This window comes from Propioniciclava sp. (genome assembly GCF_047602245.1).
In the GTDB taxonomy this organism is placed as follows: Bacteria; Actinomycetota; Actinomycetes; order Propionibacteriales; family Propionibacteriaceae; genus Propioniciclava.
Genome location: NZ_JASGHT010000001.1, coordinates 2,288,022 through 2,307,776 on the forward strand (window position 1 = coordinate 2,288,022; position 19,755 = coordinate 2,307,776).

General features: G+C 66.7%; 21 protein-coding genes and 1 tRNA gene. 9 read left to right on the forward strand and 13 right to left on the reverse strand.

Annotated elements, in window-relative coordinates; translation table 11 throughout:
• Window positions 1-22: 22 nt before the first annotated feature.
• Window positions 23-661: a 5-formyltetrahydrofolate cyclo-ligase gene (locus tag QM708_RS10880; protein ID WP_415108070.1), complete on the reverse strand. Its 639-nt coding sequence runs from the start codon at window positions 659-661 to the stop codon at window positions 23-25.
• Between the two features lie 18 nt (window positions 662-679).
• Here QM708_RS10880 and glp point away from each other — a divergent pair, with 18 nt between their 5' ends.
• The 4 genes from glp to QM708_RS10900 all read left to right on the forward strand — a co-directional run bounded on the left by glp (window position 680) and on the right by QM708_RS10900 (window position 3,588).
• Entirely contained in the window at window positions 680-1,996 is a 1,317-nt protein-coding gene (gene glp, locus QM708_RS10885; RefSeq protein ID WP_415108073.1) for a gephyrin-like molybdotransferase Glp, read from the forward strand.
• On the forward strand, window positions 1,993-2,607 hold the full coding sequence (locus QM708_RS10890; protein ID WP_415108075.1) for a GNAT family N-acetyltransferase: 615 nt from the start codon (window positions 1,993-1,995) through the stop codon (window positions 2,605-2,607). Before glp ends, QM708_RS10890 begins: the two co-directional genes overlap by 4 nt.
• Window positions 2,608-2,683: 76 nt before the next feature.
• Window positions 2,684-3,454 (forward strand): hypothetical protein, encoded by a 771-nt coding sequence (locus tag QM708_RS10895; protein ID WP_415108078.1) that lies wholly within the window; start codon window positions 2,684-2,686, stop codon window positions 3,452-3,454.
• A gap of 61 nt (window positions 3,455-3,515) precedes the next feature.
• Window positions 3,516-3,588 (forward strand) — tRNA-Ala (locus QM708_RS10900).
• A 167-nt stretch (window positions 3,589-3,755) separates the two neighbouring features.
• On the opposite strand, the gene QM708_RS10905 is transcribed toward QM708_RS10900, so the two are convergent.
• The 3 genes from QM708_RS10905 to QM708_RS10915 all read right to left on the reverse strand — a co-directional run bounded on the left by QM708_RS10905 (window position 3,756) and on the right by QM708_RS10915 (window position 6,592).
• Window positions 3,756-5,312 (reverse strand): recombinase family protein, encoded by a 1,557-nt coding sequence (locus QM708_RS10905; RefSeq protein ID WP_415111386.1) that lies wholly within the window; start codon window positions 5,310-5,312, stop codon window positions 3,756-3,758.
• A gap of 189 nt (window positions 5,313-5,501) precedes the next feature.
• The gene (locus tag QM708_RS10910; RefSeq protein ID WP_415108080.1) at window positions 5,502-6,062 is read right to left on the reverse strand and encodes an ImmA/IrrE family metallo-endopeptidase; all 561 of its coding nucleotides are present in this window, start codon (window positions 6,060-6,062) and stop codon (window positions 5,502-5,504) included.
• Window positions 6,059-6,592 carry a helix-turn-helix domain-containing protein gene (locus QM708_RS10915; protein WP_415108083.1) on the reverse strand — a complete coding sequence of 178 codons (534 nt, stop codon included), beginning with the start codon at window positions 6,590-6,592 and terminating at the stop codon, window positions 6,059-6,061. The genes QM708_RS10910 and QM708_RS10915 overlap by 4 nt, the downstream gene beginning before the upstream one ends.
• Window positions 6,593-6,725: 133 nt before the next feature.
• On the opposite strand from QM708_RS10915, the gene QM708_RS10920 reads away from it, so the two are divergent.
• Genes QM708_RS10920 through QM708_RS10930 form a run of 3 tightly spaced genes read left to right on the forward strand, consistent with a single transcriptional unit; the run spans window position 6,726 to window position 9,000 of the window.
• Window positions 6,726-7,175, forward strand: coding sequence for a hypothetical protein (locus tag QM708_RS10920; protein ID WP_415108086.1), 450 nt, complete (start codon window positions 6,726-6,728; stop codon window positions 7,173-7,175).
• The gene (locus tag QM708_RS10925; protein WP_415108089.1) at window positions 7,175-7,540 is read left to right on the forward strand and encodes a hypothetical protein; all 366 of its coding nucleotides are present in this window, start codon (window positions 7,175-7,177) and stop codon (window positions 7,538-7,540) included. Before QM708_RS10920 ends, QM708_RS10925 begins: the two co-directional genes overlap by 1 nt.
• Window positions 7,537-9,000: a ThiF family adenylyltransferase gene (locus QM708_RS10930; protein WP_415108092.1), complete on the forward strand. Its 1,464-nt coding sequence runs from the start codon at window positions 7,537-7,539 to the stop codon at window positions 8,998-9,000. Before QM708_RS10925 ends, QM708_RS10930 begins: the two co-directional genes overlap by 4 nt.
• A gap of 110 nt (window positions 9,001-9,110) precedes the next feature.
• Here the strand turns inward: QM708_RS10930 and QM708_RS10935 are convergent, their stop codons facing one another.
• Entirely contained in the window at window positions 9,111-10,364 is a 1,254-nt protein-coding gene (locus QM708_RS10935) for a hypothetical protein (protein ID WP_415108095.1), read from the reverse strand.
• A 104-nt stretch (window positions 10,365-10,468) separates the two neighbouring features.
• On the opposite strand from QM708_RS10935, the gene QM708_RS10940 reads away from it, so the two are divergent.
• On the forward strand, window positions 10,469-12,085 hold the full coding sequence (locus QM708_RS10940; protein WP_415108097.1) for an Eco57I restriction-modification methylase domain-containing protein: 1,617 nt from the start codon (window positions 10,469-10,471) through the stop codon (window positions 12,083-12,085).
• A gap of 197 nt (window positions 12,086-12,282) precedes the next feature.
• On the opposite strand, the gene QM708_RS10945 is transcribed toward QM708_RS10940, so the two are convergent.
• The 4 genes from QM708_RS10945 to QM708_RS10960 all read right to left on the reverse strand — a co-directional run bounded on the left by QM708_RS10945 (window position 12,283) and on the right by QM708_RS10960 (window position 15,319).
• Entirely contained in the window at window positions 12,283-12,873 is a 591-nt protein-coding gene (locus tag QM708_RS10945; RefSeq protein WP_415108100.1) for a tyrosine-type recombinase/integrase, read from the reverse strand.
• Window positions 12,874-12,927: 54 nt separating this feature from the next.
• Window positions 12,928-13,560: a hypothetical protein gene (locus QM708_RS10950; protein ID WP_415108103.1), complete on the reverse strand. Its 633-nt coding sequence runs from the start codon at window positions 13,558-13,560 to the stop codon at window positions 12,928-12,930.
• Window positions 13,561-13,935: 375 nt separating this feature from the next.
• Complete coding sequence (locus tag QM708_RS10955) at window positions 13,936-14,697, reverse strand: helical backbone metal receptor (RefSeq protein WP_415111389.1); 762 nt, start codon at window positions 14,695-14,697, stop codon at window positions 13,936-13,938.
• A 184-nt stretch (window positions 14,698-14,881) separates the two neighbouring features.
• A complete protein-coding gene (locus tag QM708_RS10960; protein WP_415108106.1) occupies window positions 14,882-15,319 on the reverse strand; it encodes a hypothetical protein in 438 nt (145 codons plus the stop codon).
• A 228-nt stretch (window positions 15,320-15,547) separates the two neighbouring features.
• Here QM708_RS10960 and QM708_RS10965 point away from each other — a divergent pair, with 228 nt between their 5' ends.
• Window positions 15,548-16,768 carry a cytochrome P450 gene (locus tag QM708_RS10965; RefSeq protein ID WP_415108108.1) on the forward strand — a complete coding sequence of 407 codons (1,221 nt, stop codon included), beginning with the start codon at window positions 15,548-15,550 and terminating at the stop codon, window positions 16,766-16,768.
• Here the strand turns inward: QM708_RS10965 and QM708_RS10970 are convergent.
• From QM708_RS10970 to QM708_RS10985, 4 genes are read right to left on the reverse strand one after another with little or no spacing between them, the layout of a single operon-like run.
• Window positions 16,740-18,311, reverse strand: a complete 1,572-nt coding sequence (locus QM708_RS10970; protein ID WP_415108111.1) for an FAD-dependent oxidoreductase — start codon at window positions 18,309-18,311, stop codon at window positions 16,740-16,742. The two genes, QM708_RS10965 and QM708_RS10970, sit on opposite strands and share 29 nt — an antisense overlap.
• Window positions 18,308-18,682, reverse strand: coding sequence for a lycopene cyclase domain-containing protein (locus QM708_RS10975; protein ID WP_415108114.1), 375 nt, complete (start codon window positions 18,680-18,682; stop codon window positions 18,308-18,310). Before QM708_RS10975 ends, QM708_RS10970 begins: the two co-directional genes overlap by 4 nt.
• Window positions 18,675-19,043, reverse strand: a complete 369-nt coding sequence (locus QM708_RS10980) for a lycopene cyclase domain-containing protein (RefSeq protein WP_415108116.1) — start codon at window positions 19,041-19,043, stop codon at window positions 18,675-18,677. Before QM708_RS10980 ends, QM708_RS10975 begins: the two co-directional genes overlap by 8 nt.
• A gap of 38 nt (window positions 19,044-19,081) precedes the next feature.
• Entirely contained in the window at window positions 19,082-19,657 is a 576-nt protein-coding gene (locus QM708_RS10985) for a MarR family winged helix-turn-helix transcriptional regulator (RefSeq protein WP_415108119.1), read from the reverse strand.
• Window positions 19,658-19,755 lie beyond the last annotated feature (98 nt).

The window sequence follows — 19,755 nt, forward strand, 5'->3', positions numbered from 1 at the left end:
TCTAACGCCGCCTCCGCGCGCCCTATTCCGGCGGTGCGGACGCCGGACGCCGCGCCGTGGTGGTCAGCGTCCGGGTGGGTGTCACCACGAGGTCGACCGGGATGTCCCAGGGCTCGGCGGGAAGGGCGGCGACCACCTCGTCGTCACCCACCAGGGTGCCCAGGGTGGCCCGTGGGGACGCATGCGTGAGGGCTCGGTCGTACCAGCCGCCGCCGGTGCCCAGCCGGACGCCCGCGGGCGTGACGGCCAGCGCCGACACCCACACGAAGGTCGCCTCGGCCAGGGCCGGCGCCGGCAGCACGGGGCCGCGCGGCTGCGGAATGCCTCGCCAGCCCGGCCGGAGCGAATCCGGCCCCTGGTACCAAGCCCAGGCGGGTTCCCGCGCCGAGCGCAGCACGGGCAGCAGGACGCGTGCGCCGGCGTCCGCGAGCGCCTCGATCAGGGCGAGCGTGTCGGGTTCGGGAGCGGTGGAGGCGTAACAGGCGAGCACGCGGTGGCCCGCGCACGCCTCCAGCGCGCGAGCCAGGCGTGCGGCGTCCGCCAACGCGCGCTGCGGATCGGAAATCCGGGCGTTCGCGATGCGCGTGCGCAGGGCACGTTTCGCGGCCGGCGCGTCACTTTGCGAGGCTCGCGAGACCGGTCCCGGAGTCGATGGGCACATTCGCTTATCGTAGGCTTCATGGCCCTGTTTGGACGCAACACGAGCAACGTCGACGTCGTCGACGTCGAACCCGAAGCACCGGTGGCGGCGCCCGCCCCGGTGGTCGTTCCCACCCGTCGCTCGCTCGAGGAGGAGCGGGAATTCCTGCTCCGGCGGGTGAACGCGTTGCGTCCGTTCGGCATGCAGATCTGGGACGTGCCCGGGCTCGTCTTGTGCGAAGACATCGTCTCCGACCTCGACCTTCCCCTGGTGACCACCACCCGCATCGCCGGGTGGGGGGTGCGTGGATCCGATCTGGTGGGCGCGCGCCCCGGTGATCCGCGCCGGCTGTTCCTGGTCGACAGCATCAGCGTGTCCGACGGGGTGAGCCGTCCACTGGTGGCGGGGGCCGTGATCGAGATCGAGAAGGGCGCCATCGTCCCCGACGGCGTGGACGCCGTGCTGCCGCCCTCGGCGGGCACGCTGGCCGCCGACGGTTATGTGGACTTCGAGACCGAGACCCGGCTCTACCAGAACCTGCGCCGCGCGGGCTCCGAGCTGGCCGACGGCACGCCGTTGCTGCGCGCCGGCGAGGTGCTCACGCCGCGCTCGGTCGCCGTCCTGGCCGAGGTCGGCCTCGACAAGGTGCTCGCACGTCCGCGTCCGCGCATCGTGGTCTTCACCGTCGGCGAGACCCTGGTCGCGCCCGGGCGTCCGCTCACCGCACCCCAGCAGCGCTACGACGCCGCGACCGCGCTGCTCACCTCGGCCGCGCGCGCCGACGGCGCCACCGTCTACCCGCTGGGCATCGTCGAGTCCTCGCCCGAGGTCGTCCGCCAGACGATCGCCGACCAGCAGATCCGCGCCGACCTCATCGTGGTCGTCGGCGGCGGCGACCTGGTGCGCGACGCGGTCGCGAGCCTGGGCGAGGTCGACGAGGCCGAGGTGGCGATCAACGGCGAGGCGCGCGTGACGTACGCCGGGCTCGGTGCCGAGCGGACGCCGCTGCTGAGCCTGCCCTCGGGCGTGGTCAGCTCGTACGTGGCCTATCACGCGCTGGTGCGTCCGGTGATCAACAAGCTCAACGATGTCGACCCGCTGGGGGCGCCGCGGGTGCAGGCGCGGCTGGCCGACCGGCTGGAGTCGTCCGAAGGCATCACCCATTTCGTGCCCGGGGTCCTGGACGCCGAGGGCGTCGTGCGCGCGGTGGCCGGCACCGACTCCGAACTCGCCTGGGACTTGGCGCGCGCCAACGTGCTCGCCCTGATTCCCGAGCATTGGGGTGGGGCCGAGCCGGGCAGCCTGCTCGAGTGCCTGGTGCTGGACGACGCGCACACACCCCCCGCCGCTCGGTGAGGCACTTCGGGTCGCGCCGCTGGCCCGTCACGCTGAGGCACGGGCCGATCGGCTTGCGTCCGTTGCGGCCGCGCGACTTCCGGGAATGGAACGAGTCCCGCGCGCGCAATATGGCGTGGACGGCGCCCTGGGACGCCACCCGGCCGCCCGAGGCGTCCGGGGAGGGCCTGTCGTTCCAGGACATGGTGCGCCGCGGGCGCGCGGAGGCCCGGATGGGCCGTGCTCTGCCGTGGGCGATCACCTGGACCGAGGCCGGGCGGCGTCCGGTCTTCGCCGGGCAGATGACCATCTCGGGGATCGTCTATGGTGCCGCCCGCTGGGGCATGGCCGGCTACTGGGTCGACCAGGCGCTGGCCGGGCGGAGGATCGCGCCGACGGCGCTCGCGCTGGCCGGCGACCACATGTTCGGCCCGCTGCGGCTGCACCGGCTCGAGGTGGCGATCCGTCCCGAGAACCACAACTCGCTGCGCGTGGTCGAGAAACTCGGCTTCCGCTGCGAGGGGCTGCGGGAGTCCTATATGCACGTCGACGGCGCCTGGCGCGACCATCTGATGTTCGCGCTGCACGCTGAGGAAGTCGGCCCCGAGGGGCTGATCGGACGCCTCGGCTGAGCGTCTTTTTCGCCGTTTCTCAGGCGGACGGCGCGTCTCACGCGCCCGTGGTTGCGGGCACCTTAAGGTTCGACCCATGGGGGATGTGACAGGTCTTATCTTTGGTGGTCTCGCGGCGTTCTGGCTGATCTATCTCGTTCCCCTGATCCTCAACCGTAAGGAGAACGGGCTGCTCGACGAGGTCGAGCCCGGCGAACCGTTCAGCCCGTCGGTGACCATCGTGCGCCGCGGCCATCCGCTGGATTCGGCCGAGAACGGCACCGCGCTCGTGTCGACCCCGCTCAACCGCCGCGCCGCCCTGCGCGAACTCAACGAACTCGACCGCGGCGCCGCCCGCCGCCGCCGCCTCGTGCTGGCCTTCCTCGGCGTGACCGCCACCGTCGTCGCCGTGTTCGCCGTGATCGGCTGGGCCGCATGGTGGACGCTCGCGGTGCCGGTCGGCCTGATGGGCGTCTTCCTGCTGATCGCGCGCTTCTCGGTGCGCACGATGCGCCGCAACCTGGACGCCCGCGCCACTATCATCCGCGGCGGCGAGGGCGTCAACGAGGACACCGTCCCGATCGTGATGATCGACGAGGCTCCGCTGGACGATTACGAGCACTCGGTCGAGCTGACCGTGCCGATCGTGACCGGCTCGCTGTGGGAGCCCATCCCGATCACCGCGCCCACCTACGTGAGCCGTCCGCTGGCCTCGCGCACGGTACGGACGATCGACCTGGCCGCCCCCGTTCCCGCGGTGTCGGCGGTGCCCATCACCGCCGATCTGCCCGAGGACGCCGAGGCCTCCGCGGAGGCGTCCGGCGAGTGGGGAAACCCCGACGAACGCGCCCGCGCGGTCGGCGAGTAGCCCCTCGCTCGTTCGCCAGAAGGCTCGCTGCGTGCTAAGATCGTTCACGCTCATCGAGCATGGGGCTATGGCGCAGTTGGTAGCGCGTCTCGTTCGCAATGAGAAGGTCAGGGGTTCGAATCCCCTTAGCTCCACCCAGTTGCTCTTATCAAAAGTGCAGATCGACGCTTGTGAGGCCGCCCGAGAGAGCGGCCTCAGTCGTCTCCGGACGCGCGGGAAACCCTGGGCTGACCGGGAGTTTTGCAGGCGACAGCACGTGGTTTGAGTAAGTTCTCCTTGCTTCATCGCCGGAGGGGTTCTACTACGGCGCCTTGGTTGCCAGGTCTCGTCCTGGTTGGGTGATGCTGGCGAAGGGCTCGTTGAGCTCGGCGCGGATCTGGGCGAGATCTGGGCCGAGGAAGATCCCGGCGAAGATGGCGCGGTTGAGCTGCTTCCGCGCGGTCGTTGGCGCATCGGCGTAGGTAGCGTGGACGTCCTGCAGCAGGTCGAGGGCGTCGCGGACGCGCTGCCGAATCTCGGTGTTCTCAGACTTCAGCTTCGCCCTCTCGCGCACGAGGCTCGCCTGTTCAGTATTGAGCCGTCGCTGGTGGGTGAGGAACAGCTCGCGAGGAATGGCGTCGGTGTAGTAGGCCTCGAGCAGCTTGGGCTGGTTCGCGTCGACGGTCTGGGCCTCGACGGTGATCGCTTCGAGCCGGTCGTCGTTGACTGCCTGCTGTCGGTAGAGCTTCATGAGCACAATCTGTTCGATGCGTTCACGCTGGCCGGGATTCAGCTCGGTCGTGCTGTACAGATCTTCGACCCGCTGCTCGACCAGGGCGATCGGCAGGGCCTTGCGTTGCTGGCAGGTGGCATCGCGGCGTCGGTGGCAGACGTAGTACTCGTAGACCCGGCCGCTCTTGGTGCGGGTGTGCTGCACGATCAGCCGCCTGCCGCACTCGATACAGAACACGGTGCCCTTGAGGTAGTGGTCGTGTTCGCGTGAGCGTTCCCCGTTACGACGACTGGTGAGGATGTCTTGCACTGTTGCCCAGGTGACCTGGTCGATCAGTGGTTCGTGCCGTCCGGGATGCTCGACGCCGTTGTGGGTGACCACGCCCTTGTAGTACGGATGCCGGAGCAGGCGGTGTAGCCCGTTCACCGTCAACGGCCCCGCCGGCGTGTCCGGTCCCGGCCTGGTCGTCAGGCCACGAGACCCTAGCTCGGCGGTCAGGCGGGTGACGCTCCATTCACCGGTGGCGTAGGCGTGGAATGCCCAGACGACGTGCTCGGCGCGTTCCAGGTCGACCGTGACGGTGCGCACTTCACGGCCGTCGTCGAAGCGACGCTCGTTGAGGTAGCCGAGGGGCGCCCGCCCCGGCGTTCCTCCCTGGATGGCCTTCTGCCGCATCCCCTTCATCACCTCGGTAGCGAGATTCTGGGAGTAGAACTCCGCGATGGACGCCATGATCCCATGCAGCAGCCTCCCGCTCGGTGTCGTGCTGATCGCCTCAGTTGTAGAGACCAGGTACGCGCCCGCTCCCTGGATCGTCTTCGTGATGGCCGCGTCGTCGGCCCGGTTGCGGGCGAGACGGTCGATCTTGTGCACGATCACGAAGTCCACCGGCCGGTTCTGGATGTACTCCAACATCCGCTGCAACTCTGGCCTTTCCAGCGATCTGCCCGAGCGGCCACGCTCGACGAACTCCGCGACCACGAGGGCGCCCATCTCCAACGCTCGCCGCCGGTTCGCCTCCCGCTGCGCTGGGATCGACAACCCCTCCGGCTCAGCACCCCGCCGGGCTTGATCGAGGGTGGAGACACGGACATAGGACACGGCCCGAAGCGGACACAACGGACAATCTGTTGTTGTAGTAGTCATGCCTCTAACGCTCGTGGAGCGCAGACGCGTGTCACTGGCAAGGGGGAGCAGCGTCACCCTGGCTGAACACAGGATCCAGGCATGATGCCATCAGAGTCATCTGCTCCCGCGAGGTCTGCCTCACGCCTCGCGTAACAGATGACTCAGGAGAAGGGCAGCATGAACCACCCAAGAGTTGCTCACTGTAGATTAGCGACGGCCCGCGCCAGCGACTTGCTTGGCGACGCCGGTGGTGTTGTACCGGAACCGGGCCATCTCAATGGTCACCGCGTACTGCTCAGCGATCGCGTCGATGCTGGCGCCGCGACGGGCAGCGGACACGAGCAGATCGCGCGGAAGAAGGAGTGTTCCACCCAGCGCGGTCGCTTCTTCCTCCTCGTCCGGTTTGCAGGTTCGAAAGGGCATACCGGCGATCTCTCGGACCTCGGACAGGTCGTGTTCCAAGATGATGTGTGAGAGCTCGTGGGCGATGTCGCTGTTCTGGCGCCCTCGTCCCCGTATGGGGTTGACGACGATGATCTTGCGATGGCGCACCTCGAACGTCGCGGCTGAGAAGGCGTATGCCTGGATGCGCTCCAGCTCCTCGAGTTCAGCCATGGACACGAGCGTCGCGGCATCGACGATCGCCACGTTGAGGTGCCCCGCGAGCGTGCGCGGGTCCAGTGGATCGGCCGGCGAGAGGGAGAGCTCCTGGCGGTAGCGCTTGGCCGTTCGTTCTGCGTTCGCCTTGAACCCGTGTTTGAGAGTCAAAGTCTTCCCGCGTCCACCAGCCGCTCGAGCTCCGAGTTCATGGAGCTCAGCATCTTGTTCAGGCGCTCGGGAACTCCAGGACGAAGAACGCTTGCGGCGCGGAGATGGCACGCGACGACAGGCGGGCCGGCGATGTTCTGAGCGAGTGCGTCGTACATCGTCCGAAGCACGTCCGCGATCTTTCCTGCGGCTTCGGGTGCAAGCCGTGGATCGGACGAAAGGTGGGAGATGGCGGCGTCGACGCCGCTCTGCTCTCGGGGCGCGATTGGCGCGAAGAAGTCGCTTGGGGGTACTCCAAGCCACGCGCACAGCAGCATGAAGGATGTGAGGTCGGGCTGCGATCCGCCCTCGACTCGGGAGAACGTGCTGAAACTCACGTTGGCATCCGCGGCGGCCTGGCGGAGGGATAGCGAACCCCGGCGCTCCCGCAGCATGGCTCCGAGGCGCGCCAGATCGAGGCGTTCGATCTCTCCGGCGGCCGCTTGGGGAAGGCCCTCGTTGCTCATTTCCGTCTTGCTCGATCGGTCCATGGCATACCCCCAGCATAGCACTGAGTGACGCTTCGATGATTCAGACACGCGCGCCTGTAGTTTGTCATTGCCGCTTTGCTGATACAGTTAGAAGACAGCAACAGCCCGCGCCGCGGGCAGAAAGGAGGCGACTATGAGCGCCACTGACATCCGCAAGAAGCTCCGGATCTCGATCGACGGGAAGGAGTACACGACCCGCGACGACGACCAGGAAGCTGCGAGCCTGCTCCGTCTCGCCGGACGTGACCCTGAGAAGTACGACCTCGCCCGCCTTCGTCCGGGCGGCGAGCCGAAGGTCTTCAGGGACGGCAAGGTCCTCGACCTCCAGGACGGCGACGCGTTCATCTCCATCAAGCAGCGCACCAAGATCACCTTCACGATCGACGGCGTCAGCTACAGCACCAAGGACGACGATCAGGAAGCTGCCGCGCTTCTCCGCCTCGCGGGCCTCAACCCCGACGAGTACGACCTCGCCCGCGTCCGTCCCGGGCAGGAACCGAAAGTCTTCAAGGACGAGAAGGTCCTCGATCTCCGCGAGGGCGACACCTTCATTTCCGTCAAGCAGAGCAGTCCTGTCGCCTAATGTCTCCCGAACTGATCGCTCCGGTTGCAGCCTTCATCGCTGACCTTGCTGGCGAAGGGATCCAGGCCAGCGTTGAGGGACTCGCCGTCGTCTACTCGGTGTATGCCGTAGCCGGAGCGCTCGCGGGAACGGAGGTTCCCACGGCGGTCAGTGCGAGTGAGCTTGCCGGATGGCCCGCCGTGCCGCCGCACTGGCTTCACTTCGAGAACACCGTGCGGTTTGCGACCACCAACACCGACACTCTCGAATGTCTCGAGGGCTGGCTTCGCCACTCTCGCGACATCGGTGCCTGGAGCACCGATCGACCACCCATCGTCAACTGGCTCGCACACGTGCGCGGCGTGATCAAGGACGCAATCGCATGAACCTCTCCGTCGCCATGACCTCCGAGGCGGTGGCCGAACTCGACCATCACCTCAATCGCGACGACGGCCAAGAAGACGTCTGCATCGCCACCTATGTCTGGTCCACCGGCACTGAGCGCAAGTCGGCCCTGATCCGCGACATCATCCTGCCCCGTGACGGCGAGCGGTTCGTGCGCGGCAACGCCGAGTTCACCGGGGCATACGTGGTTAGGGCAGCTACTGAGGCGCGTGAGCGGGGCGAAGGCATCGTCCTTCTCCACTCGCATCCGGGGGCGCATGGCTGGCAAGGGCTCAGCGGCCCCGACCACAACACCGAGTCCGAGTACGAACGAGTAGCTCGCGCGATCACAGGAATGCCCCTCGTCGGGATGACGCTCGCCACCGCCGAACAGGCATGGTCAGCCCGGGTCTGGTACGACCGAACCACGCCGACATTCGCCGAATCCGTGCGTGTTGTCGGAGAGCGGCTCAACGTGACCTGGAACGACAAGGCTCGTCGCCGCCCGGTCGCCACCGCCTTCCAGCGTCGAACGATCGCCGCCTGGGGCGATCGCCGGCACGCGAGCATCGCACGCCTCAAGATCCTCGTGATAGGAGTTGGCAGCGTCGGGCTTGACGTGGTCGCACGTCTCGCCGCCACAGGCATCGAGCACGTCGGCGTGATGGACATCGACATCGTCGAAGACCTCAACCTCGACCGCATGATCGGCGCCACACGCGAGGACGCCCGCGCTGGTCGACGCAAGACCGAGGTCGCCGCGCGCATCGCCCGACAGGCCGCCACGGCCGCCAACTTCACGGTGGCAGTGCATGACCTCAGCGTCACGACACCGCAGGGACTAGCAGCTGCTCTTGACTACGACATCATCTTCTCCTGCGTTGACCGCCCCTGGCCCCGTGGAGTCTTGAACGCCGTCGCCTACGCAGATCTCATCCCGGTCATCGACGGCGGTATCGCTCTCGACACCCTGCCCACGGGCGAGATGCGAGGCGGGACATGGCGAGCCCACACCCTCGTCCCCGGACGTCCATGCATGGTGTGCAGCGGACAGCTTCGCCTCAATGAGCTCAGCCTCGACCGAGCCGGCCTCCTCGACGATCCCGAGTACATCCGCGAATCCGGGATCAACCCCGGCACGGGCAGCCCGAACGTCGCTGCGCTCGCCGCGTCGGTCAGCGCGGGGCTACTCGCTCAGTTCGTCAGCCTGGTCGCCGCGCCCGGCGGAATGGGCGTACCGGCACCGCTCCGCTACATGCTCGCCATCCATCAACTCGAGCACATCCCTGCCAAGAGCGGCGCCTTCTGCGTCTACGAGAACGAGACCGCCCGCGGTGACCAGCGCCCCGCTCTCGCTGACGACCTTCGCCTGCCCCCACACGCGTCAAACGCAGCAAAGTCACCACTATGGCAGCGACTTACAGCCTTCATCAGAGGCGCGATCGTCCGTCAGCGGCAGTGAGATGCTTCTCTCTGCCCCGCTGGAACGCGCCTCGTGCGTCCTCCGACCCCGCCGAAGCACGCGGCGGTGGATCGATGTTCACGTCCATGCGTGCCCAGGGCACCCCACGTCTAGACCTGGACGTCGCCGCGAGGATGCTCGGAGATGATCAGGTTGTATTCACCCTCGACTGTGCGCTCGATGCTGACGTATAGGCCGATGAAGTTGGTGTCACGCAGGGTACTGCCGAGGACTCCCCAGTGAATGAGCGTCGGGACGTTGCCCTGGCCGGAGATACGCCGCGGGTCGTGGCTGAGACGCAGGTCTTGGATGCCCAGGTCCTGGCCGTCGATCCAGGTACGGAAGCCGACGACGACCTCCTGCTCCGACTCCTTGCCTTCAGTCGGCGTCCATGGGAGGTCGCCGAAGAAGTCCTCTCGGAAGTAGACCTTATGATCGATAGCAGCGTCCTCTTGGCTCAACCGGAGGTTGCCGGTTGGGTTGCTCCGGGGCGATTTCACTTGCTGTGCTGCCGTATGGTCCAACTTCTTCACCCAGCGACGCTGCACGTCATCGAGCGGGTATGGAGCCGCGCCGGCGAGGGCAGGCTGCCCGATATCTACCGTTCCGCTGGACGACGTGCCCCTGCTTGTTCGCTCGGGTGCGCCGGGCGGAGGCGACGCGCTCGATGCAGCGATCTTGGTGCTGAGCGAGGGCAGTTTTCGGAGTCCAGAGAGAACTGGCTTGAACAACCCGCTGATCGTTGCCGTGATCGCGCTGTCGTTGTCCTCCGGCGCGTCCGACTTTCTCCTTTGGACTCGCCGGCCCCTGGCCTCCGATCCAAGCGCGATGTCGCGGCTGGCCTCGAGTTTCTTGATGAGGTCGGCCGTGAGGGGCGTGCAGGTCTCGCTCGCCGCGATCAGGGCGTCGAACCAGGCATTGACACTGCCGGTGACGTCCTCCCCTTCGCCGGCGTTCCAGTCGATCCACATCGATGCCTCATAGTTCCAGCTGAGCCCGCCTGCCGTGAGGTTGCTCGAGCCGGTGAGCAGCGAACGATCGCCGGACACAGAGGAGGCGAAGTATACCTTTGGATGGAACGTGCGGCGCGGATCGTGGAAGACGTAACCCTCGTCGGCGACGTCGAGCGCGAGTTCCAGGCCTTCCTTGGTGGCCCCGCCTTCGCTGACTCCGACAATCAGAACGATCCTGCCGCCCTGATCGCGGAACTCGCCGAGAGAATCCCACACGCGACCCAGCCCAGAACGCTTCGCCCAGGCCACCGCGATCTTGAGCTCGTCGAAACCGCCGCCTTTGGCGTGCTCGATGAAGTCAATCAGGTTGGAGTGCTCGGCGAAGGGCTGGCCGATGAAGCGGGTTCGCATGCCTTCAGGATCGCATGCGTGTTCCCGGTGGACGAGACGAGACATCCCGAGTATACTGCTTCAGTAACTGAAGTACTAGGAGCGATGTGCGTACCCGAGACGAAGTGAGCGACGAGAAGCTGCGTGGAGGCTTCTATTCACCCGACGTTCTCGTCGACATGTGCCTCAGGCGAGCCAAAGCGCTGCTCAGGGGAAGGAGTCGACTCCGCGTGCTGGAGCCTGCCGCCGGAGACGGGGCTTTCCTCCGTGGCATTGAGCGCAACGGTCTGAGCCACGACATCGAGCACGTCGAGGCGGTTGAGTTGCTCGGCGGTGAAGCAAGCAAGGCGGAGGACGCCCTCCGCTCACTTCGTCTGCCAGGCACCGTCCTCAATGAGAACGTCCTCAACTGGTCCCAGGGCCGAGCGGCCGACTTCGACCTGGTGCTGGCGAACCCTCCCTACGTGAGGTTCCAGTTCATTGCCGAAGCTGACAAGCACCGGGCCAAGGCGATCAGCGCCGAGCTCGGGACGGCCGGGACCGCCGTGTCGAACCTCTGGATCCCAGTCTTCCTGCTGGCCATCTCCAAGCTTCGTGACGGCGGCGTGTTCTCGATCATCCTTCCGACGGAGTTCCTCACCGGAATCTCGGCCAGCGCGGTCCGCAACTGGCTCCTGGCCAACACGACCGAGCTCACCATCGACCTGTTCAAGCCGGGGTCGTTCCCCTCCGTCCTCCAGGAGGTCCTAATCCTCAGCGGTCGTGCCGCAGCTCACGCGGCCGCAGCGGCGAGGACGATCGACTTCCACGACCACAACGGCGGCACGCGATCGTGGTCTCACGAGGTCAACCCGGGGACGGGGACATGGACGAACTTCCTCCTCACGCCAGGTCAGAACAGCGCGCTCGATGCGGCCCGTTCGATCATCGACGTTAAGCGTCTCAGTGAAGTGGCGAGATTCAGCGTCTCGACGGTCACGGGAGCCAACGGGTACTTTTGCGTCGATGAGGATCAGGCCGGAGCCTTCGCACTCCACGATTGGACCGTTCCGCTCCTACCGCGCTCGCGCAATGCCGAGGGGCTCGTCTTCACCAAGGAAGAGCACCAGGCGCTCGTCGATGATGGCCAGCCCGCCTGGCTGCTCAGCTTCTCGGCCGACAAAGCCTCGCCCGAATCCCGTCCGCGTCCGCGCAAGTATCTCGCCTCTGGTGTCGAGCAGGGTATCGACCAGCGCTTCAAGTGCCGGGTGCGCACTCCCTGGTACCGCGTCCCCGTCGTTCCGGCCGGAAGCCTCCTGCTGTCCAAGCGCTCGAACCGCTTCCCGCGAGTGATCTCGAACCACGCCGAAGTCATCACGACCGACACGATTTACCGGGGCCAGGTGCTCGCAGGATCGCCCACGACTCCAGACGCCTTCACCGCTGCGTTCCACAACTCCCTCACGATGCTCTCGGCCGAGGTAGAGGGCCGCAGCTTTGGCGGTGGGGTGCTGGAGCTCGTCCCGAGCGAAGTCAACTCACTACTGGTCCCGATCGCCCCTCACGCGGACGCTGAACTGGGTCGACTGGACAAGATCTCACGGTCATCCGAGGATCCCGAAGCATTGATCACCGCCACGGACGAGATGCTGTCGCGCCTGATGCCCGCGTTGGACCGCGAGGTCCTCGGTGAGCTGAGCGAAGCTCGTCACGACCTCATGGAGCGCCGACTCCAGCGGACGAACCTGAAGTTCTACGGATAGGCATTGCACCTCAGGCTGTTCGCAGGCAATTGACCCGGCTCGGGCTCGCACCGGCGTCGGATCGGGCGGGTAGCGGGCGGCCGCCGTATTGCCGCCGGTGTTGCTGTCACGATTGAAATCACAAGCCCACTCCACGTTGACCCCGATGAGTGGACTGTCAAGGCCGCGTGTGCGGAACCCACGGAGGAGGCGACAGATCACTTAGTTGAGTGCCTCGTGTGCGTCCACACCGTCGCGCGATGGATACCGAATCGCTTGGCGATCGACAGCACGCTCTCGCCGCCCGCCCGAGCGGTTTGAATAGCTTCTACTTCCTTCTCCGTCAGAGGGGTTCTATTGGGTCTACTAGGGTTCTCGACGACATCGAAACCCTCGGCGAACGCGAGTGGCGGCGACGCCAGGAGAGTCGGAGATCCCTGTATCCACGCGGAATCAAGGCGATCCAGCCTGCGCATGTGGTTCAAGTTGGGTGCCTTAGAGTCCACAAGGACGGACACTCGTTTTCGGGTGTCCGTTTTGCTTGTCCCCATTGCCCCCGCATTGCCCCGCGGGGCGTTGAGGCGCTCCAGACCGGCCCGATGGGCACCCGTGCCCAGGTAATGCAGGTACCGGTTCCTGGTCGCGATCGACTCGTGCCCCAGCCATGCCTGAACGGTCCCCGGGTTCACTCCGCGGGCCAACCACAGGCAGGCAGCCGTGTGTCGTAGGTCGTGGTACGGCGGCCAGCAGCAGTGGCCCCCCAGCCAAGGCGCCGGCTGATGCCGGCACCGCTGCGGTCCGCTGCGCACCCCGTTCCTGTGCGGTCCTCGCGGCGCAGCCGCGTGCGACGGGTCAGTAGGGCGTCAGATCCCAACTGGCCTGAATGACCGCTCATCGAGCTTCGTGCACCAAATCGGACGAGATCGATCGCCGGACCGCAGTTGGTAGACGAACGAATCCGGCGAGTTCCACCGGAAGGTCTCGATCTTGGCTTGCGTGAGTTCGCGCGCCTCATCGATCGCAGGCTCAAGGTCGCTGTCGTGGGAGGCGAGGATCACCAGGTCGATGTCCTGCCTGGCTGCCTCGCGAACGACGGCGAGCGCGCACAGAACGTCGACGCCCTTCTCACGCTTCTCCACAATGGTCACGTTCCCGTTCACGTCCAACATGGGCCGGCCGGTGGCATCGCGCTCCAGCCGGTACCGCAGCGGACGGAGTTGGACGTGGACGCGACGGTCCCGTTCCCAGTGGTGTTGTTGGGCCATGCTGCGCGCGTTGTCGTCCGGATCGTACTCGCTCGACGGCAAGCCTCGGTACACCCACACCTCCTGCAGGATCGCGCTCGAGTAGCCGGGTCGCTGGCGTGCGTTGCGCTGCTTGATCAACTCGTAGGAGAACAGGAGGGGGTCGATCAGGGATGTGTGGCGCTCCAGGTACCTTGTGGACGGGAAGGCATCGTGTCCGACTAGGTGCACGTTCTGGTAGTCGATGATCACCGCGGTCTTGAGCGGCGGCGGTCCAGGTACGGCTGTCACGTGGGCTCCTACGAAAAAACCCCACCAATCCCGCGAGGGACGGTGGGGAACTATGGTTCGACAGTACAAGAGTCCAATGCCATCCACAAGTAGCCGTTTCCCGGGGACTTGACAATGAAGAACCACGTGGCGGCTGACACAGCCCAGGGTCTCTTCGCGACGCCACCCGCGGCAAGCATCGGCACACCACTCGCCGCTCTTGTCATCTCCCTTGCAGGAACCGGCGGCGCCGGGCTCGGAGCCTACGCATTGACCTCCTCGGCGATGCTGGTTCTTGCCCTCATCCTTGCGGCACGGGCGCTCGGAAGATGGAAACCGAGGTGTTAACCGAGGTGCTCAGTTGATTGATGCCTCCAGGGTTTCGCGGGCCTCGATCATCGCCGGGCCATACCAGAACAGCGCTCGCCCTGGGACCGCGACCGTCCGGAGCGTTGCCGGGAAGGCATCGGGTCCGTCGTCAGGACCGAACGCGTACGGCTCGTCGGGCAGTAGGACGGCGTCCATACCGCCCGATGCGGCCACGGTCCGCGCTGGGTCCGCGTGTGGATAGCGTTCGCCCAGACTGGCGGCGGCGTTCGTCCACCCCAGGCGCTCCATCACGTCGCCCGCGTAGGTGTGCGCGCCCACCCAAATCCACGGATCGCGCCAGATCGGCACGGCCACCCGCAGTCCCGGACGCCTCGGCGGAGCATCCCAGACGTCGCGGGCTTGGTGCAGCCAGTGGGGGAGCGCCGTCAGCCCGAACGCGTCACGGAAGAGTCGCTCAAGGCTTCGGAATGCCTCGTCCACGCTGTCAATCTTCGTCACCCACACCGTGATGCCGGCGTCCCGGAGTCGTTCGACGTCGAGTTTGCGGTTCTCCTCCTCGTTGGCGATCACCAGATCGGGCTTCAGGGCGGCGATTTTTGCCCGGTCGGGATTCTTCGTGCCGCGGACGCGCTCGACGTCCAGGCCGTCCGGGTGCGTGCACCAATCGGTCGCCCCCACCAGCACGCCGGGCACGGTTGCCGCGATCGCCTCGGTGAGTGAGGGCACCAAACTGACCACCCGTCGCGGGCTGGTCCGCACCTCAACCGGCACGCCCAGGTCGTCGAACATCGTCACTCAGATCACGATACGTGCCGCCCTCAGACGGGCAGGCTGTCGCGTCGCGCGTCACGGTGTCGTGTGTGGCCGCGCCGCTTGGGGCCTGGCCTGGCCTGGCCGACTCTGTCGGTGACTTTGTCTCGATCAGTCGCAAGGTCTCTTCGGGGGCGACCCGATCAGGATGTCGCTACGACGCTCACCGCGCAGATCCAGGGCTGCGGTGGGGTGAGTCTTCGGCGCCTTCTCGCATCCAGGACCAGGCAATCCAACAGCCGAGCAGCGCCAGCGGTGTGTGAAGAGCTTTGAGCAAGAGCTGGTAGGGCAGCGGGCTCTGGTAGCCGATCCAGTCCTTCGTGGCGAACAACACCAACGCGATGCTGATGACGAACACCGCGATCCGGACCGGGCGGGCATCGCTGGCGGCGATCAGCACGGGTAGCAGCGCGAGCACGGCGAACATCCCTGCCAAGACAAGGAGGGCGGTATTGTCCCCGCGAGGGCCGAGTTCGCCGGTGGCCCATTCGACGAAATCGCCGTCACGCACCCCGCCGGCGACCCAAAGAATGGTCTGGATCACCGGGAGCCATAGGCCGGCGCGAAAGATCTGGATCAGCAGGAAACGGTTCTTCGTCATCCGCCAGGACTCAGCCCGAGGCCGGACGGGAGTGGGATGGGTTCCGCTCATTCGACTCTCTCCATTCTGTCAGCGAGGGTGCGGGTGGCGGGGCCAGCCTCGCCTTGATCTCGTCGAGCAGTGTGCCGCGCTTGCATGGTAACCACTTCGGCGGGAGGGGTATTCTCGGGGCTTTCGAAGTCTCGGGACTGGCTCGCGGCAAGCGGACGGACGCGCATAGGTGGCGATATGAGCGCAGGGCGGTGGGACGCCGACAGCGACCGCCTGATCACCCGGCCGGACGTGCCCGCGATGGACGGTGAGGACGAGCCGCGGCTGGTGCGGCTGCACCATATCGAGTCCGCCTCTCGGGTGCTGCGCGATGCCGCGCGCACCAGGCAGGCGGGGTTCACCTCAGAGCGGATCCCGCACTGGATGTTCCGGCGGCGTCCGATTCTCTTCGATGATGGGGAGGCTCATGACCGCCATCGCAGCGAACTGGCGCGCTTCTTCGCCCCACAGGTCCTGCAACGACGGCATGGATCGTTCATCCGGCAGACCGCCCAGGAGCGGGTCGGGCGCGCTCGCGCGGCCGGCGGCTGCCTGCTGGACGAACTCGCGCTGCACTATTCGGTGGCGGTCGCGTCCGCGATCGTCGGGTTGACCGAAAGCCCGGTCGAGCAACTGGCGCAGCGGCTCACCCGCTTCTTCGAGCAGCCGCCGGTCGATCACACCAAGCTCGGTCATGGTCGCACGACCAAGCAGTGGATCGAGGCCGCGCGGCGGGCGCTCGTCCCGCTGCTCGACTTCCATCTGCGCGACGTCCGCCCGGCGATCAAGCGACGCCGGAAACAACGAGCGGACGACATCATCAGCTTCCTGCTCGATCAGGGTTACCGCCCGAGCGAAGTGCTGATGGAATGCCTCACCTACGGCACTGCGGGCATGGTGACGACCCGGGAGTTCATCTGCGCGGCGTTCTGGCATCTCGCCAGGAATGAGCCGCTCCGAGATCGCTATCTCGGCGCCGACCAGCGCACCAGGCATCGGCTGCTGCACGAGATCATCCGTGTCGAGCCGCCGGTCGGTCACCTCTACCGCCGCGTCGTCGCAGATGACGGTCCGGACGAGGCGCGCGCCGAGCCACAGCGCTGCCCCTACCCCGCGGGCACCCTGGTGGACATCGACGTGCGCGCGGCCAACCTTGATCCCGAGCGCTTCGGGGAGCGTCCGGGCGTGATCTGTCCCGACCGCGACTTGCGTGCGTCCGACCGTTCAGGGCTGAGCTTCGGCGATGGCCCGCACCGCTGCCCGGGGGCGCCGCTGGCCTTGCTGGAGACCGATGCGTTGCTGCTGGAGCTGTTCGCGGCCGGCGCGACGGTGGTGACGGAGCCGGTCGTGCAGTGGGACACCTTGCTGGAGGGCTATCAGCTGCGGGAGTTCAGGATCGGCTTCGCGAGCGGTGCGTGAGCAGCCTCCTCAGCTGACCCGGCCACTGCTGGCGGGCATTCAGCGGCACGCTCCACAGGTCGTGCCCGGCGACGCCCCAGCCGGTGAGCAGCTGGTTCGCCGCCATCCAGCCGGTGGTGGCGGCGCGTTCCATCAGCGCGATCGGCAGATCGCTGCGCACCCAGTCACCGGCGAGTTTGATGCCGGGCTCGGGTGTCGAGACGCCGGGTTTGTCATCCCACGGGCCGATCCCGGCGAGCGCGCAATCACGTTCCACCAGCCATTGCTCGCCGAGCACGCGCACCTGCGCCGCCTCGGGGTAGACCCGCGCGAGCTGATGCAGTAGTTCGGTGCGCAGCGCCTCCGGATCGCGATCCTCAGCAATGGCGTAGGCGTGCAGCTCGATCACGCTGCCGCCGCGTTGACGGGCCCACGCCGCAGCTCCGTCCTCGAAGCGATCGAGCACGCTGATGTTGTCGAGCGGGCCGAAGCCCGCCGTGCCGAGGAACGGGGCACGATCCGGGTGCAGCGGACGGTCGATCCACAGCCGCCACACGGCGAAGGCAGGGGCGAGCCGGACGCCGGCAACCCGGCGGCGCCAGTCCTGGTCGCCGACCTCCGGTGAGCGCGCGACGATGCCCGGGGTCTGATCCGGGCCCGCGGCCAGCACCACCGCGTCCGCCTCGAGAGGGGAGCCGTCGGCCAGCAGCGCACGCCATCTGGGGGATGCTCCGGGCAGGTCGCGGGCGTCCGATCGTTCCAGCCGGACGACCTCGCCGGTGACGCGCTGCGCACCCTCGCGCTCCAACGCCTTCCCCAGCGGCGACCACAGCGAGGTGTCGTAGTCGTCGCGGGGCACGTCGAAGAGCAGGCCCTCGGCCGAGCCGAGGAAGTAGCTATGGAACATGGCCACCAGCTCGCCGGCGGAAAACTCCCGTGGGTCGGCGAAGAAGCTCCGGGCGAAGACCTCCAGTGCCAGATGCCGGGCACGCGGCGGGAAACGCAGCCGGTCGAGGAACTCCGCGGCGCTCTGGTTCTCGAGTTCTCGGAACGTCTGGGGGAAGGAGACGTCGAGGAGGGAGAGTGCGGAGTCGAGGTTCACCCGGCGCAATTCGCGCATCTGGAAGGTGGGACTCTTCGCGACGAAGGTGATGAAGTTGAACGGTGGCGTGCGCGGGATGCTGGTGAACGAGTCGCGATCGCCGCCACCGCTCACCACCGGGTAGTCCTCGATCGGGCGTAGCAGGCTGTCGAGTGACCCTGCTCGGCTCAGCAGGGCGCGCAGGTTGTAGTACTGCCGGAAGAAGGCGTGGAAGCCCCGGCTCATCGTCACCGGATCGGCACCGATCTGGGTGCGCCAGGCGCGGACCCGACCACCGAGTTCGTGTTCGCGCTCCACCAGGCGTACCTGCACGCCGCGTTCGGCCAGGCCCATCGCTGCGGCCAGGCCGGCGATGCCGCCGCCGACGACCAGCACTGAGCGTGGGCTGCCGACGTGGTCGGCGCCGGTCTCGGCTCGCAGCCGGACGGCCCGGGTGTCCCGGCCGGGGTAGGGAGGTGTCATGTGCGGTTCCTCTTCGAGGTCCGGCGTCCGGCGCGGTGCTGCTCGGACGGTGAGGCCTGCTGCTGGGTGTCGCGCAGGGTCAAGAACCTCCACACGATGATCGTGAGCGTGACCATGGCGAAGCCGAAGCCGAAATCCTCGATCGGAATGTCCCAGGGCCAGCGGATGCCGGTCATCCGGTCGGGGTGGTAGAGGACGATCGGGTCGGAGAGCTTCGTCAGCCAACCGTCGACCAGGGCTTGGAAGAAGAAGATGATCCCCATCGAGATCCAGTAGCGCAGGCTGCCGAACACGCCGGTGCGCAGCCAGAAGACCTCGATCGCGATGACCGCGAGCATGCTGAGCAGGGTGGCCACGGTGTACTCAGGCATCGTCGCCCTCCTTCCGGCGTGAGGGGCGCCGCTTCGAGAGCCAGGCAAGCACGGTGCCCACCGCTTCGTAGGTGAGCAGCGAGCACAGCGGGATCACCACGAAGAAGACGAGCTCTTCGACCGGATAGTCGAAGGGAAGCATGATCCCGGTGGTGAACCGAGGGCTGTACGTCCACAGATCGAACCCGATCGCGATGACATCCCACACCGAGAACACGATCACGGTGACGAGGACGGCTTGGAATGCCCGCAGCGGGCGGCGATAGACGCGGGCGTCCAAGAGCCACTCCAGCGGCAGGGTGATGGCGAGGCATCCTGCCATCAGGATCAGATACTGCCACTGGTCCCAGGCGAAGGTCATCGGAGGCCCCTGGTTGGTGCGGGCCGGCGGGGTGCGCGTCAATCATGAGCCCACTCCGCATTGGTGATGGAGATGTCGCGGGCCATCTCCTGCAGGAAGCGGGTGACGGTTTCGCGTTCCTCGCTGGTCAGGCGGGCGGCGGCATGCAGGCGCTTGGCGTGCTGTTTGCCCACGGTTCGTTGCGCGGATTCCTCGGTGTGGGGGGTGATCTCGATGGCGAACGCGCGCCGGTCGGTCGGATGCACCCGGCGCACCACATGACCGCCGCGCTCCAGCCGGTTCAACAGTTTCGTGGTGGACGCCGCGGAGATCTTCAGGAATGCGGCGATCATGCCGGGGGTGACCGTCTCGCCACGGCTCTTGGCGACCATCAGGTAGTGCAGCGCGCGCATGTCTTGGGCGCTGAGCTTCATGTACTTCTCGGACGCCTCCATGATCGCCTTCTCTGTCTCTCGCAGTTCCGCCAGCGCCCTCATCAGGCGGGTGATTTGGGCGAGATCCCCTTCCGAGAGGTCGGTCCCCTCGACGACCGAGCGGGCCGGCGACCTGGCGTCGAGATCGTAGAGGCGCTCCACGATCGGGTCGTGAGCCGACCGTGCGTCCTGCTCCTCCATGGCAGACATGGTAAGCCCAAGCACTGAAGATTGGTAGATATTCAACTCAGGGTTACTATCGCTTGAAGGTGACAGTATCCTTCTTCTAACTTGTAGTG

Excerpts from the sequence above, each read along its gene's own strand:
- QM708_RS10880 (WP_415108070.1), bottom strand. The coding sequence starts at position 661 with ATGTGCCCATCGACTCCGGGACCGGTCTCGCGAGCCTCGCAAAGTGAC.
- glp (WP_415108073.1), top strand. The coding sequence starts at position 680 with ATGGCCCTGTTTGGACGCAACACGAGCAACGTCGACGTCGTCGACGTC.
- QM708_RS10895 (WP_415108078.1), top strand. The coding sequence starts at position 2,684 with ATGGGGGATGTGACAGGTCTTATCTTTGGTGGTCTCGCGGCGTTCTGG.
- QM708_RS10905 (WP_415111386.1), bottom strand. The coding sequence starts at position 5,312 with ATGACTACTACAACAACAGATTGTCCGTTGTGTCCGCTTCGGGCCGTG.
- QM708_RS10915 (WP_415108083.1), bottom strand. The coding sequence starts at position 6,592 with ATGGACCGATCGAGCAAGACGGAAATGAGCAACGAGGGCCTTCCCCAA.
- QM708_RS10920 (WP_415108086.1), top strand. The coding sequence starts at position 6,726 with ATGAGCGCCACTGACATCCGCAAGAAGCTCCGGATCTCGATCGACGGG.
- QM708_RS10925 (WP_415108089.1), top strand. The coding sequence starts at position 7,175 with ATGTCTCCCGAACTGATCGCTCCGGTTGCAGCCTTCATCGCTGACCTT.
- QM708_RS10930 (WP_415108092.1), top strand. The coding sequence starts at position 7,537 with ATGAACCTCTCCGTCGCCATGACCTCCGAGGCGGTGGCCGAACTCGAC.
- QM708_RS10935 (WP_415108095.1), bottom strand. The coding sequence starts at position 10,364 with ATGCGAACCCGCTTCATCGGCCAGCCCTTCGCCGAGCACTCCAACCTG.
- QM708_RS10955 (WP_415111389.1), bottom strand. The coding sequence starts at position 14,697 with ATGTTCGACGACCTGGGCGTGCCGGTTGAGGTGCGGACCAGCCCGCGA.
- QM708_RS10960 (WP_415108106.1), bottom strand. The coding sequence starts at position 15,319 with ATGACGAAGAACCGTTTCCTGCTGATCCAGATCTTTCGCGCCGGCCTA.
- QM708_RS10965 (WP_415108108.1), top strand. The coding sequence starts at position 15,548 with ATGAGCGCAGGGCGGTGGGACGCCGACAGCGACCGCCTGATCACCCGG.
- QM708_RS10970 (WP_415108111.1), bottom strand. The coding sequence starts at position 18,311 with ATGACACCTCCCTACCCCGGCCGGGACACCCGGGCCGTCCGGCTGCGA.
- QM708_RS10975 (WP_415108114.1), bottom strand. The coding sequence starts at position 18,682 with ATGCCTGAGTACACCGTGGCCACCCTGCTCAGCATGCTCGCGGTCATC.
- QM708_RS10980 (WP_415108116.1), bottom strand. The coding sequence starts at position 19,043 with ATGACCTTCGCCTGGGACCAGTGGCAGTATCTGATCCTGATGGCAGGA.
- QM708_RS10985 (WP_415108119.1), bottom strand. The coding sequence starts at position 19,657 with ATGGAGGAGCAGGACGCACGGTCGGCTCACGACCCGATCGTGGAGCGC.